Annotated in this window: 10 protein-coding genes and 1 pseudogene; 6 read left to right on the plus strand and 5 right to left on the minus strand. The window is 74.0% G+C overall.

The genetic code is table 11. The features are described from left to right. Positions 1 to 97: 97 nt before the first annotated feature. A pseudogene (locus tag ACFV1W_RS00390) lies at positions 98 to 724 on the minus strand (hypothetical protein); the annotation flags it as partial. 63 nt (positions 725 to 787) lie between these two features. Here ACFV1W_RS00390 and ACFV1W_RS00395 point away from each other — a divergent pair. The 3 genes from ACFV1W_RS00395 (at position 788) to ACFV1W_RS00405 (ending at position 2,824) form a co-directional block, all read left to right on the plus strand. Then, the gene (locus ACFV1W_RS00395; protein ID WP_380411387.1) at positions 788 to 1,141 is read left to right on the plus strand and encodes a PadR family transcriptional regulator; all 354 of its coding nucleotides are present in this window, start codon (positions 788 to 790) and stop codon (positions 1,139 to 1,141) included. Continuing rightward, a complete protein-coding gene (locus ACFV1W_RS00400) occupies positions 1,138 to 2,076 on the plus strand; it encodes a hypothetical protein (protein WP_380411390.1) in 939 nt (312 codons plus the stop codon). The genes ACFV1W_RS00395 and ACFV1W_RS00400 overlap by 4 nt, the downstream gene beginning before the upstream one ends. Before the next feature lie 61 nt (positions 2,077 to 2,137). Further along, positions 2,138 to 2,824 (plus strand): copper homeostasis protein CutC, encoded by a 687-nt coding sequence (locus tag ACFV1W_RS00405; RefSeq protein ID WP_380411392.1) that lies wholly within the window; start codon positions 2,138 to 2,140, stop codon positions 2,822 to 2,824. Positions 2,825 to 2,894: 70 nt separating this feature from the next. Here ACFV1W_RS00405 and ACFV1W_RS00410 read toward each other — a convergent pair whose 3' ends face one another. Next, on the minus strand, positions 2,895 to 4,940 hold the full coding sequence (locus ACFV1W_RS00410; protein ID WP_380411395.1) for a HelD family protein: 2,046 nt from the start codon (positions 4,938 to 4,940) through the stop codon (positions 2,895 to 2,897). Between the two features lie 291 nt (positions 4,941 to 5,231). Between ACFV1W_RS00410 and ACFV1W_RS00415 the strand changes: the two genes are divergently transcribed. Further along, the gene (locus ACFV1W_RS00415) at positions 5,232 to 5,393 is read left to right on the plus strand and encodes a hypothetical protein (RefSeq protein ID WP_380411396.1); all 162 of its coding nucleotides are present in this window, start codon (positions 5,232 to 5,234) and stop codon (positions 5,391 to 5,393) included. Between the two features lie 12 nt (positions 5,394 to 5,405). Here ACFV1W_RS00415 and ACFV1W_RS00420 read toward each other — a convergent pair whose 3' ends face one another. Both ACFV1W_RS00420 and ACFV1W_RS00425 read right to left on the minus strand, forming a co-directional pair. After that, complete coding sequence (locus ACFV1W_RS00420) at positions 5,406 to 7,043, minus strand: DNA repair helicase XPB (RefSeq protein ID WP_380411398.1); 1,638 nt, start codon at positions 7,041 to 7,043, stop codon at positions 5,406 to 5,408. A 282-nt stretch (positions 7,044 to 7,325) separates the two neighbouring features. Continuing rightward, positions 7,326 to 8,690, minus strand: a complete 1,365-nt coding sequence (locus ACFV1W_RS00425) for a beta-propeller fold lactonase family protein (RefSeq protein WP_380411401.1) — start codon at positions 8,688 to 8,690, stop codon at positions 7,326 to 7,328. A gap of 314 nt (positions 8,691 to 9,004) precedes the next feature. On the opposite strand from ACFV1W_RS00425, the gene ACFV1W_RS00430 reads away from it, so the two are divergent. Then, complete coding sequence (locus ACFV1W_RS00430) at positions 9,005 to 9,256, plus strand: hypothetical protein (RefSeq protein WP_380411403.1); 252 nt, start codon at positions 9,005 to 9,007, stop codon at positions 9,254 to 9,256. Between the two features lie 17 nt (positions 9,257 to 9,273). Here the strand turns inward: ACFV1W_RS00430 and ACFV1W_RS00435 are convergent, their stop codons facing one another. Next, on the minus strand, positions 9,274 to 11,775 hold the full coding sequence (locus ACFV1W_RS00435) for a helicase-associated domain-containing protein (protein WP_380411406.1): 2,502 nt from the start codon (positions 11,773 to 11,775) through the stop codon (positions 9,274 to 9,276). 183 nt (positions 11,776 to 11,958) lie between these two features. Between ACFV1W_RS00435 and ACFV1W_RS00440 the strand changes: the two genes are divergently transcribed. Beyond that, positions 11,959 to 12,783: a hypothetical protein gene (locus tag ACFV1W_RS00440; protein ID WP_380411409.1), complete on the plus strand. Its 825-nt coding sequence runs from the start codon at positions 11,959 to 11,961 to the stop codon at positions 12,781 to 12,783. Positions 12,784 to 12,793 lie beyond the last annotated feature (10 nt).

Genomic DNA, 12,793 nt, shown 5'->3' on the forward strand with positions numbered 1-12,793 from the left:
GCGGCAATCTCGGGGGTGGGGGTGGCCCGGGGCGGTGTTGTGTTCTCGGGGGGGCGTGCTTTTGGTAACCGCCGGGGCGCGATCCGAAGGACGCGCCCTGGAGGCGGTCGAGTTCGGCGGCCAGGTTGGCGCGGGCGGCCGCCGTGAAGCGCTCGCGGGCGGCGGGCGTGCGGTAGAGGGCCGGGAGTTCCAGAAGCTGCCGCAGGACGGCCGCCCGGCCCGCGCGGAAGTCCGGCTCCGGAACGAAGGCGTACTCCTCCCGGACGGCGGCCGCGTAGGCCGCGTACGCCTCGGGGGTGCCGCCGAGAACGGCGAGGTCCGCGTCGCAGAGCACCTCGCCGTCGCGGTCGCCGGGGGCCGGGTCGTGGGTGACGGTGAGCAGCACGAGCCGTTCGACCTCGGCGACGCGTGCGTCGGGCAGTCCGGCGGCGGTCAGCGCCCGCACGGCCAGGGCGGCGCTGCGCTCCTCGTTCTCGGTGCGGTCGGGCCGGTAGACGGCGTCGTGGAACCAGGCGGCGAGCCGGACGGCGTCCGGGTCGGCGGCGTGTCCGGCGAGGTCGTCGACGTGGCGCAGGACGGCCCGCAGGTGCTCGGGGGTGTGGTAGCGCCGCCGGGGTTCGGACCAGCGGCGCAGCAGCTCGCGTCCGTACGGTTCGGGGTCGTCGGCGGCGCCGCAGCGGTGCAGCAGGGCGGTCCAGGCGGTGAGCAGGTCCTCGGTCGGCATGGGCACATTCTGTCTGGTCGTTCTGATGGACGGGATGTGCCGGTCAGCGATATATGTAGTCACATGACAGAACGCTCCATGCAGGAGCCGACGCTGCTCCTGCTCACCGCGCTGGCCGATGCCCCGAGGCACGGCTACGCGCTCATCCAGGAGATCGCCGCGATCTCGGACGGCCGGGTCAAGATGCGCACCGGCACGCTCTACGGGGCGCTCGACCGGCTGCTGGGCCAGGGCCTGATCGAGGTCGCCGCCGAGGAGGTGGTGGACGGCCGTGCCCGGCGCACCTACGCGCTGACCGACGCCGGTCGGGGTGCCCTGGCCGCCGAGGCCGAGCGGCTGCGGGCCGTGGCCACCGAGGCCGAGCGGCGACTGTCCGTCGCCGTTGCCAGTCCGAGGGTCAGGGGGGCCTTCGCATGAGTGATGCCACCGTTTTCGCCGTTCGGACGGCGCTGGCGCTGTACCCGGGGCGCTACCGCCGCGAGCGCGGCGACGAGTTGGCCGTGGTCTTCGCCGACACGACTGCCGGGGCCGGGCCGGTGGCCAAGGCCCGGGAGCTCCTCGATCTCGGCGCGTACGGGCTGCGGATGCGGACCGGGCTGACCTCCACCTCCACCGGTGGGCGGCTGGCGGCGCTGGCCGCTCCGCTGGTGGTCGGGGCCGCCGGAGGTCTGGCGGCGGGCCAGGCTCTGCTGAGCTACCTGGAGTCGGGCGTGCCGCACGGGGGGTGGGGGCTGCTGTACTTCCTGCCCTACTGGGCGCTGCTGGGGGCGGCGATGCTCTCCGCCGTCGCGGCGCTGCTCGGACGGTGGACGGTGGCGAAGGTGCTGGCCGGGGTGTCGGCGCTGGCCGCGGTGGTGGAACTCGTCCGGGTGGCGACCCGTCCGGAGATCATCCAGCCGCTGTGGACCTTCCTCGAAGCCTTCCAGTGGGACGGGCCGTTCGTGCTCTGGGCCCTGGTGCTGCTGGCCGCGCCCAGGGAGGGGCTGCCGGTGCCGAGCTGGCGGGAGCGCGGTCTGCTGCTGGCTGCGGCGGTGCTGACCCCGGTCGCGGCGTTCGCGGACAACGTCTACACCAGCTGGCACCACCTGGACCCGCGGTGGCGGGCGCTGATGGTCGTGGTGCCGCTGCTGATGGCGCTGACGGCGGTGCGCGGCTGGGACCTGGTGGCCGTTCCGGGGCTCGCGGCGCTGCCGTGGACGTTCAGCGTCAACCTGCACGCGCTCTGGCAGCAGGAGGGTGGCGCCTGGAAGCTGCTGCCGATCGCCGTGCTGACGGTCGTCGCGTCCGTCGTGCTGGTGCTGCTGGGTCGCCGGAGGGGTCCGTCCGGGCCGGGCGGGCGGCAGCCGGCCTGAAGGGCCCGCAGGCGGGGGTGCGGTCTCGCCGGGGGCGGCCGGGTGTGGCAGGCTGTCTCACATGTCTAGACCAATTTTCGAAGTCATCGCGCTGACGCCCCAGGACGCCCAGGCTGCCGAGTCGGGCGGCGCCGACCGGCTCGAACTGGTCACCGACATGGCCGCCGACGGGCTCACCCCGTCCGTCGAGGACTTCGCCCGGATCCGGGCCGCCGTCGGCATCCCGCTGCGCGTCATGCTCCGGATCCGGGACGGCTTCGCACCCGGCGACCTGGACGAGCTGTGCGCCCGGGCCGCCGCGCTGCGGGCCGAGGGGGCCGAGGAGTTCGTCCTCGGCTTCCTCGACGCCGGGGGCGCCGTCGACCTGGCCGCCACCACGGCCGTGGCCGGGGCGATCGCCGGCTGCCGCTGGACCTTCCACCGGGCGATCGACCACAGTGCCGACCGGGCCGCCCTGCGCGCCGCCGTCGGCGAGCTGCCGGGGCTGGACACCTTCCTCACCTCCGGTGCGGACGCCGGTGTGGACGCCGGACGCGAGGTGCTGGCCGCCGAGCTGGCCCGTACGGGCGAGCCCGGCTACGCCCAGCGGATCCTGATCGGCGGCGGCCTGCGGGCCGAGCACCTCAAGGAGCTGCGGGCGGAGGGCTTCGACGCCTTCCACGTCGGCGGCGCGGTGCGGGTCGACGGCTGGCGGACGCCGGTCGACGCGGCCAAGGTCGCCGAGTGGCGGGCACTGATCGACGCCTGAGGCCGCGGGGCCGGCGCCTGGAGCCGTGCGCGAGCGGCCGGTCCTCGTCGACGAGGACCGGCCGCTCCCGTCACCGGAGCTGCTCGGGCAGCGGCTCGCCGTGCAGCACCGTCAGACCGGAGACGGCGCGGGTGAGCGCCACGTACAGCCGGCGCAGGCCGGTCCGCTCGTCCGGCTCGCCGGCGATCACCGCGGCGGGCTCGTCCAGCACCACGTAGTCGTACTCCAGACCCTTGGCCAGCGAGGCCGGGACGAGGGTCAGCCGGGCCTCGGTGCTGGTCTCGGTGCCGGGGGAGAGGAACGGCATCCCGGCCCCGGTGAGCAGCTCGGCGAGCTGCGGGATCCGGGCGTCGGCGGCGATCAGAGCGGTCGAGCCCTCGTTCTTCAGCGCCTCCCGGCAGGCGTCCAGGACGGCGTCCTCCCACTCGGTGACCGGACGGATCACCAGCGAGCCGGGGGCGTCGCGGACCGAGGTCGCCGGGGCCAGACCCGGGGCGATCGCGGGCAGCAGCCGGGAGGCGTACGCGATGACCTCCTCGGGCACCCGGAAGCCCTTGGTCAGCTCCTCCACGTGGGCCTCCGGCTTGCCCAGGTGGTGCAGCGCATCCGGCCAGCTCGCCGTCGCCCAGGGGGTGGTGCCCTGGGCGAGGTCGCCGAGGACGGTCGCCGAGCCGGTGGTGCAGCGGCGGCCGACCGCGCGGTACTGCATCGGGGAGAGGTCCTGGGCCTCGTCCAGCACCACGTGCCCGAGCGAGGGGGTGCGCTGCACCAGGTCCGTCGCCTCGTCCACCAGGACGGCGTCGGCCGGGGTCCAGCGGGCGGTCTTCACCGAGCGGCCGGGCTTGGGCCACAGCACCGCCTGCTGCTCCTCGGCGGTCAGCACGCCCTCTGCGCACTCGGCCAGGAACTCCGGCTCGGAGAGCAGCCGCAGCACCAGCTTGGCCGGGTCGACGGCCGGCCAGCACTCCTTGACCACGGCCTTGACCGCGCTGTTGCGGGCCACCGCGTCCTGCACCCGGTCGTCCGGGGCCTCGCCGCCCTGCTCCATCTTCAGCAGCACGGCGTGCGCGATGCGCTGCGGCAGGGCGTCCCTGGCGGCGCCGTAGCGGATGTCGCGGCCCTTCAACTCCTCGATGATCTCGACGAGTTCGTACACCGGAACGCGCCAGCGGCGGGAGCCGCGGACCACCACGCAGGGCTCGGTGGGCAGCGTGATGCCGGCCCGCACCGCGCGGCGCAGCACCTCGGCCATCCGGGCGTCGCCCTTCAGCCGGGCCGCCTCCGGGGTGTCCTCGCCCTTCACCTCGACGTGGGCGACCAGCTGCTGCACGGTGGCCTGGGCGACCTCCAGCTCGCCGAGGGCGGGCAGCACCTGCTCGATGTACGAGAGGAAGGCGTTGTTCGGCCCGATCACCAGGGTGCCGGTCCGGGCCAGGCGCTCGCGGTGCGCGTACAGCAGGTAGGCGACGCGGTGCAGGCCGACGGCGGTCTTCCCGGTGCCGGGCGCGCCCTGGACGCAGATGGTGCCCGTGATGTCGGAGCGGACGATCTCGTCCTGCTCGGGCTGGATGGTGGCGACGATGTCGCGCATCGGGCCGACGCGGGGCTTCTCGATCTCGGCGGCGAGCAGGGCGGAGGCGGTGTCGGCCTCGGTCGGGTCGGTGAGGTGCTCGTCCTCGTAGGCGGTGAGCTCGCCGCCGGTGTAGCCGAAGCGGCGGCGGCGCTCGACGTCCATCGGCTCGGCGCGGCTGGCCCGGTAGAACGGCTGGGAGACCGGCGCGCGCCAGTCGATCACCATCGGGTCGCCGTCGGCGTCGTGGACGTGGCGGCGGCCGATGTAGAAGCTCTCCCCGCCGCCGCCCTCGCTCAGCTCCTCGCTGACCGCGTGGAGGTAGTCGAGGCGGCCGAAGAACAGCGGGGTGTCGGAGAGGTCGGCCAGGGCGGCGATCCTGGCCTCGATCTGGTTGCGGAGGATGACGGCGGACACCCAGGTGCCGGTCACGTTGCGCAGGTCGAGCGACTCGACGTCCTGGCGCATCGCTCGCAGCGCGGACCGGGACGCGGCCAGGTGGTCGCGTTCGCGCTGGAGGGGGTCGGTGGTGGGGGTGGCGGGCACAGCGAACCTTCCCGGCTGCCCCGGTGGCGGGCGCAGCGGATCGATGGAGCTCACGGTGGTGTACGGGCCGACCGGTTGCCGTGCGGTCGGCGCCTCCCCCGGCTGCCTGCGGGACACCGCCAGGTACCACGGTTCGGGAGGGGACAGGCGGACGATCTTAGACCCGTCCGTCTCAGGGTTCCAGCCCTGCAGGTCTCGGGGCTCCCGTACACCGGGAGGAGGACGGACGGCTCGCCGGATGGGGCCTTCGGAGTGATGCCGTGGGCCGGTCGGGTGCCTACCGTTGAAGACATGAGCAGCCGAAACGAACCCCTCGCCGCCCCGGCCGGCGCGACCGCCGTCCCGGGCCGCCACCACAACCTGCTGAGCACCGTCGTCCGCAACGTCGGCATCGCCCTGGACACCGCCGCGCGCGTGATCTTCCTCGGGCGCGACGGTGTCTTCCGGTACTGACCGTTCCGCCGGTTACAGCACGTCGTCCGCGTCGATGATCCGGTAGGCGTAGCCCTGCTCGGCCAGGAAGCGCTGCCGGTGGGCGGCGAAGTCCTGGTCCACGGTGTCCCGGGCGACGACGGAGTAGAAGTGCGCCGCGTGGCCGTCCGCCTTGGGGCGCAGGACGCGGCCGAGGCGCTGGGCCTCCTCCTGGCGGGAGCCGAAGGTCCCGGAGACCTGGATGGCCACCGTCGCCTCGGGCAGGTCGATGGAGAAGTTCGCGACCTTGGAGACCACCAGGACGCTGATCTCCTTGTTGCGGAACGCGTCGAAGAGCTTCTCGCGCTGGACGTTGCTGGTCTCGCCCTTGATCACCGGGGCGTCCAGGACCTCGCCGAGCTCGTCCAGCTGGTCGATGTACTGGCCGATGATCAGCGTCTGGTCCTTCTCGTGCTTCCTGACCAGCGCCTCCACCACCCGCCGCTTGGTCGCCGTGGTGGCGCAGAAGCGGTAGCGCTCCTCGGGCTCGGCGGTGGCGTAGGCGAGCCGCTCGGAGTCGGTCAGGGTGACCCGCACCTCGCAGCAGTCGGCGGGCGCGATGTAGCCCTGCGCCTCGATCTCCTTCCACGGGGCGTCGAAGCGCTTGGGGCCGATCAGGCTGAACACGTCGCCCTCGCGGCCGTCCTCGCGCACCAGCGTGGCGGTCAGGCCGAGCCGGCGGCGGGCCTGGAGGTCGGCGGTGAACTTGAACACCGGCGCGGGCAGCAGGTGCACCTCGTCGTAGACCACCAGGCCCCAGTTGCGGGCGTCGAACAGCTCCAGGTGCGCGTACACGCCCTTCCGCTTGGTGGTCATCACCTGGTAGGTGGCGATGGTGACCGGGCGGATCTCCTTCTTCGTCCCGCTGTACTCGCCGATCTCGTCCTCGGTGAGCGAGGTGCGCTTGACCAGCTCGTGCTTCCACTGACGGGCCGAGACGGTGTTGGTGACCAGGATCAGCGTCGTCGACTTGGCGTGCGCCATCGCGGCGGCGCCGACCAGCGTCTTGCCGGCGCCGCAGGGCAGCACGACGACGCCGGACCCGCCGTGCCAGAAGCCCTCGACCGCCTGCGCCTGGTACGGGCGCAGCTGCCAGCCGTCCTCGTCCAGGTCGATCGGGTGCGCCTCGCCGTCCACGTACCCGGCGAAGTCCTCGGCGGGCCAGCCGAGTTTGAGCAGCACCTGCTTGATCTGCCCGCGCTCGGAGGGGTGCACCACCACGGTGTCCGGGTCGACCCGGGCACCGACCAGCGGGACGATCTTCTTGGAGCGCAGCACCTCCTCCAGCACGGGGCGGTCGGTGGTGGTCAGCACCAGCCCGTGGGTGGGGTGCTTGACCAGCTGGAGACGCCCGTACCGGCCCATGGTGTCCGCCACGTCCACCAGCAGCGCGTGCGGCACCGGGTAGCGCGAGTACGTCACCAGGGCGTCCACCACCTGCTCGGCGTCGTGCCCGGCCGCCCGCGCGTTCCACAGACCGAGCGGTGTCACCCGGTACGTGTGCACGTGCTCGGGCGCCCGCTCCAACTCGGCGAACGGCGCGATGGCGCGGCGGCAGTCGGCGGCCTTGGGGTGGTCGATCTCCAGGAGAAGAGTTTTGTCGCTCTGGACGATGAGCGGTCCGTCGTTCACGCGGGGGAGCCCTCCACTGGCTGACAGGCTGGATTGACGCAGACCCTCCAGTGTCGCGCATTCCGCGTGCAACGTGGGCGGGCTCCTTCGGACTGCCGTTGGTCGACCGGCCGCCGGTGCTCGGGCGGACTCGCTCGCGCGGACCCGGCCGCCGCGCCGTCCGCGGCGAGCGGCCCCGGTACGCCGACATCCACGCTCGTCGGGGTCGAGCGTGGATGCCGGTGAAGCGTTCGACTGTTCAGATGTGCCGGTCCCGCGGGTCGGGTGGTCGGAGCGTTGCGGTCACCAGTGGTGGTGGTCGTCGTCCCAGGGGTTGATGGTGGTGGGGTCGGTGGCGGTGGCGGTGCCGTCGCCGCCACCGCTGACCATGGCGGTGTTGGTGAGGGTGCCGGTGGCGGTGCGGGCGACGCGGACCCGCAGTGTGATGGGCGGGTAGGTGTTCCCGGGGTTGAGGACGTTGCTGCGGGTGCAGGTCAGGGTCCTCAGGGTGCAGCGCCATCCCCTGCCGGTGATGCTGGTGGCGGTGAGTCCGGCCGGGAGGGTGTCCTTCACGGTGACGGTGGTGCCGTCGGTCGGGGCGGTCCCGTTGTTGCCGACGGTGATGGTGTAGGTGCCCGTCCTGCCCGCGGTGAAGTTGCCGGTGTGGGTCTTGGTGATGGTCAGGGCAGGCCCCGCGGGGACGGGAGTGATCGCGATACCGAACGGCCCGGTGACGGGGATGGTGGCGGTGACGGTGTTGCTGGTGGTGTCGATCACCGACACGGTGTTCGAGGAGAAGTTGCCGACGTAGACGTGTTTGCCGTCGGGGTTCATTCCGAGCTTGTAGGGGCTGGTGCCGACGGGGACGGTGGTGCTGACGGTGTTGGTGGTGGTGTCGATCACCGACACGGTGCCGTCGCTGGCGTTGCCGACGTAGACGTGGAGGCCGTCCGGGGTGATCGCGTTGCCGTACGGGTTGTTGCCGACGGGGATCGCGGGGCCCACCACGGTGTTGGTGCCGGTGTCGATCACCGACACGCTGGCCGTGCCGAAATCATCGACGTAGGCGTGCAGGCCGTTCGGGGTGATCACCACACCCGAAGGCTGGACGAAGCCGGGGATGGTGGCGCTGATGGTGTTGCTGGTGGCGTCGATCACCTGCACCTGGCCGAGCCCGAGCTCGGTGACGTAGACGTGCAGGCTGTCCGGGGTGATCGCGAGGAACCGCGGGTCGCTGCCGGAGGGCAGGGGGATGTCGGTGGTGACCGTGTTGGTGGTGGTGTCGATCACCGATACGGTGCTCGTGCCGAAGTTGGGGAGGTAGGCGTGCAGCCCGTTCGGGGCGATCGCCACATCCTGCGGGGAGTCACCGGCGGGCAGGGGGATCGTGGTGGTGACGGTGTTGGTGGTGGTGTCGATCACCGACACGTTGTCCGAGCTGCGGTTGGCGACGTAGGCGTGGAGGCCGTTCGGGGTGACCGCTACAGCCACCGGTCTGGTGCCGACGGGGATGGTCGTGGTGACGGTGTTGGTGGCAGTGTTGAACACCGTCACCGTGTTGGCGCCGGGGTTGTCGACGTAGCCCTGCTGGCCCGTGGCGGCCATGGCCGGGGACGGGGCCAGCACCGGCAGCGCCAGCCCGGCCGTCAGGGCCAGCCCGGCCGCCAAGGCCCGCACCCGGGCCCACGGCCCGGGCCGAGGTCCACTGCTTTCGGCCTCCGGGCCGGGACGTGCGGGCTGACCCGCGGAAACGTGCAAACCGGCCAGACGCATCGCTCTCTCCTCGCAACCGGCGCCACGGCTCCGCGCCCCGACAGTGAACCGCGATGATTCGGGGCCGGCGGAACCGTGAGCTGTGAAGAACTGGGAACAAGCGATGTATACGTCACATTGACGGATGGTCAGCGATGCACGCGCCCGCAGGGGCCGAACGAGGGATCGCCCGAAGTGACCACGGTGCGCACTCGCTCGTTGAGCTGGTCATGAAGACCTCGAAGCGTGTTCTCACCGCCCTCGCCCTGATGGGCACGGCCTTCGCCGCCACCGCCTCCTCGGCCGGTTCCGCCCACGCCCTCGCGGGCGTCGGGGAGGGGCCGGGCGGTCTGCTCGCGGCGCCCGGATTCCTGATCGCCGAGCAGGTGGGCGGCACCTCGCTGCCGGTCGGGCAGGGGCAGATCGGCAGCCTGGCGGACCAGGCGGTCAAGGACAAGATGAAGGAGGCCAAGGGGCACTGACGCCCGGCCGTCCGCCGCTACTCGTCGAGTTCCGCGACGCCGGTGATGCGGTGGAGGGCGAAGGTGCGGAGTTCGTCGGCGTGGTGGTCGAAGGCGGTGACGAAGCCGCCTTCGACCTTGACCGGGTCGATGATCCGCTGGCTGGCGATGCCCTCGGCGTTGAGGTAGCCGATCCACATCCGTTCACCGAGCAGGACGGCCGTCTGGAGCGCGGCGAGCGTCTCGGCGGCGGCGGTGCGGGGGAGTTGGCGGGGGTCCGGGGTGGGCTCGCGGCGGGCGGCGGTGGCGGCGCGGTCGCCGGCCCGGATGGCCTTGATGGCGGCGGCGAGGAGGGTGTCGTCGGGGGTGGGCGGCCCGTCGGGGACGGGCGCGGGGGCGGTGCGCGGCGGGGTGCGGTGGCTGTCCGGCCGGGTGATCAGGACGTCGCCCTCGGCGGATTCGGCGGCCGGGGCGTAGCCCATGGTGCGCAGCGCGGCGAGCAGGACGTCGGGCGCGGCCTGGGAGGCGAGGACGGTGGGGGCGAGCAGCCGCAGCCGCAGGTCGGCGGCCCGGCGGTCGGCGAGCACCTCGTTGAGCAGTGACGGGTCGTCGCAGCGCAGGTAGGAGGAGGCGGCGCCGACCCGCAGGATGCCGTGCCGGCGGGCGACGTCGTCGATCAGGTAGGCGAGCGGCTGGGGGACGGGCGTGCGGCTGTGCTGGGTCAGGAAGGTCTGCAGGTCGGCGGCGGTGCGTCCGGCGTCCAGGGCTCGGCGCACGGAGTTCGGGGTGAACCGGTAGACGGTGGCGCCGCCCTTGGACTCGATGTCGGCGCACAGGGCGAGCGCCTGGGCGAGCGGGGTGAGCAGCGGGCCGGGGGCGATCGCGGTGAGGTCCGGCTGGAGGATCACGTGGTCCAGCGGCCGCGGCAGCAGCGGGGCGAGCACCTCGGCCGGGTCGGACTCGGCGGTGAGCAGGGCGCGGGCGGGGGCGGCGAGGGCGCCGCGGCCGGTGATGCCGAGGAGTTCGGCCTCGGCGAGGGTCCAGGCGGTGAGGTCGTCGCGCAGTTCGCGGCCGTCCGGGCCGGCCGGACCGCCGCGCAGCGGGCGCTGCCAGCGCAGGGTGGGCAGCAGCTCCTCGGCGGTGGCGGGGGTGCCGGGCGGGAGTTCGGCGAGCAGGGCGAGGGCGGCGCGGCGTACGGACGGGGCGAGGGTGCGGTCGAGTTCGGGGCCGAGGGCGGCGCGCGGCTTGCCCTTGGCGTCCGGGGTGCCGGTGAGGGCGGGGACGCGGGTGGCGGCGAGCCAGGCGCGGGCCAGGACGGACCAGCGCTCGGCGGTGTCCAGTTGCAGCCAGCTGTCGTAGCCGGGGGTCGGCGCCCAGCACTCGTCGGCCTCGCCGTCGGGGGCCAGCAGGCCTGCGGTGTAGGCGAGTTCGAGCCAGAAGGCGGCCTGCTGCTCGGTGGTCTCCAGGGTCTGGGCGGCGCGCTTGAGGTCCCGTACGCCGAGGCCGCCGGCCCGCAGGGTGGGCGGCGGGGTGAGGCCCCAGGCCTCCAGCAGTTCTTCGACGGTCCTGACGGCGGTGTGCGCCTGCCCGGCCGCGGCGCTGTCCACAGCCTGTGGATCGCGCGGGGCGGCCGCGGGCGCGGGCTCGGGCGGGAGCGGTTCGACGGTGCGGTGGGTGCGGCCGCCGCGCAGGTGGAGGGCCAGTTCGCGCGGCAGCACGACGCTGCCCGGGCTGGTCGGCAGCAGCAGGCCGCGGGCGAGCAGCCATTCGACCGGGCTCTGGGCGTCCTCGGCGGTGACCGGGCGGGTGGCGTCCGGGACGGTGCCGGTGGGCGGGCCCCAGACCAGCCGCTCCAGCAGCCGCAGCGCGGGCTCGGGGGCGGTGTCGAGCAGCGCGGCGCAGCGGGTGCGGTCGGTGAGCAGGGCGGTCAGGGCGGCGACGGCGGTGACCGGGTCGGGGGTGGCGGGCTGTCCGGCGGAGGCGAGCAGCTGCTGCAGCCGGGCCGGGGACATGCCGGTGGTGGCCTCGGCGAGGGTGGGGCCGAGGCCGGTGCGGCCGGGGTTGGCGGCCGTCGGGGCGAGCGCCTCGCGGACGGCGAGCACCAGCCGCAGGCCGTTGTCCGGGCCCCAGAGCAGCGCCCGGTCGCGCAGGGTGGCGACGGCCCGGGGGAGGGCGGCGGCGACGGCGGACCGGTCGGCCGGGGTGAGCGGGGTGGCGCCGGGGTGCGGCTTGACCTTGGACGGGCCGGTCAGCAGCGTCCGTACGGTGGCCAGGCCGGTGCCGTCCGGGGCGGTGGCCAGGGCCTCGGCGACCTGGAGGGTGAAGCGGTCGAGCCGCTCCAGGGCGCGCAGCGCGGAGGCGCGGGAGGAGAGCCGGGCGGACAGCTGGGTGAGGTCGCCGGGGACGGGGTTCAGCAGGTCGGGGCGGGCGCGGAGCAGGGCGGCGATCGCGTCGTCGGGGCGGGCGCGCAGCTCCTCGGCGAGGGTGCGGGGGCCGGCGGGCGTCCTGCCTTGTCGTTGGGGGCCCTGCTGTGTGGTCATTCGACCTAGGTTAGTCGGGAGCGCGGACGACGGGGTGCGCCCGTGCGCGGGGCGGCGCCCGTGGACGGCGGTGGCCGCGATGGACTCGCGCGGCCGGGGCACGGTGGGTACCGTCACGGCCGAGGGCGGTTCGTGGGCGGCCGCGCTCTGCATGGGCGGGCCGGGCGAAGCGGGGTGTCGGTGATGACGGACGGCGAGTGGTGGCGCAAGAGCGGGCCGTGGAACGGGCGGACGGGGGCGTCGGGTGCGCCTGACGCCCCGAGCGGCCCGCCGGCCGAAGGTGCGGCGGCGGGCGGCGCGGGGGAGGACGGCGTGTACGGCCCGCCGGCCGCTTCCGGCGCGACGGGGGGCATCCCGAACGTGTCGCTGGACCTGCCGGGCGTCGCCGGTCCCGGGGGCGGTTCGGAGGCGATCCCGCCGCCGACTGTGCAGAGTTCGAGCCCGTGGACGATGACGATGCTCGACTTCTCGGACACGCCGCAGCCCGCGCCCAAGCCGATCCCCGAGCAGCGCGCGGCCGAGGAGGCGGCGCAGCAGCAGGCGGTCGAGCAGGCCGGGGCGAAGCCGTCGAAGCCGAAGCGGCAGCGGAAGGCGAAGGCCCGGGCCAAGGCCGCGCCCGTCGCCGGGGCGACGGCGGGCAAGGGCGCCCGCAGGCCGTCCCTGCTGGTCCTGCTGTCCTGCGGGCTGCTGGTCGGCGGCGCGGTGTCCGGGTTCTTCCCGGCCATGCTGGCGGGCTGGGGCCTCGGCTATCTGACCCGCCAACTCTCGGATCTGATGCGCAAGGTCGTGATCCTGGGGATCCCGATGATCACCATGAGCGTGACCACCCTGGTCGCCATGAACCACGCCAAGCAGGCGGGTGACGCCGGAGGTGCCGTCCAACCCGGCTCCCCGCTGGGCCAGTTCAGCTGGTCGATGGCGCCGGGTGTGCTGCGTACGGCCGCCGTGGCGACGGCGGTGGTCCTGCTGCTGCTCAGCCTGCGCCGCCGCCCGCCGCAGCAGGGCTGAGGACGGGACC

It is taken from the genome of Kitasatospora sp. NPDC059648 (genome assembly GCF_042734825.1).
Lineage (GTDB): Bacteria > Actinomycetota > Actinomycetes > Streptomycetales > Streptomycetaceae > Kitasatospora.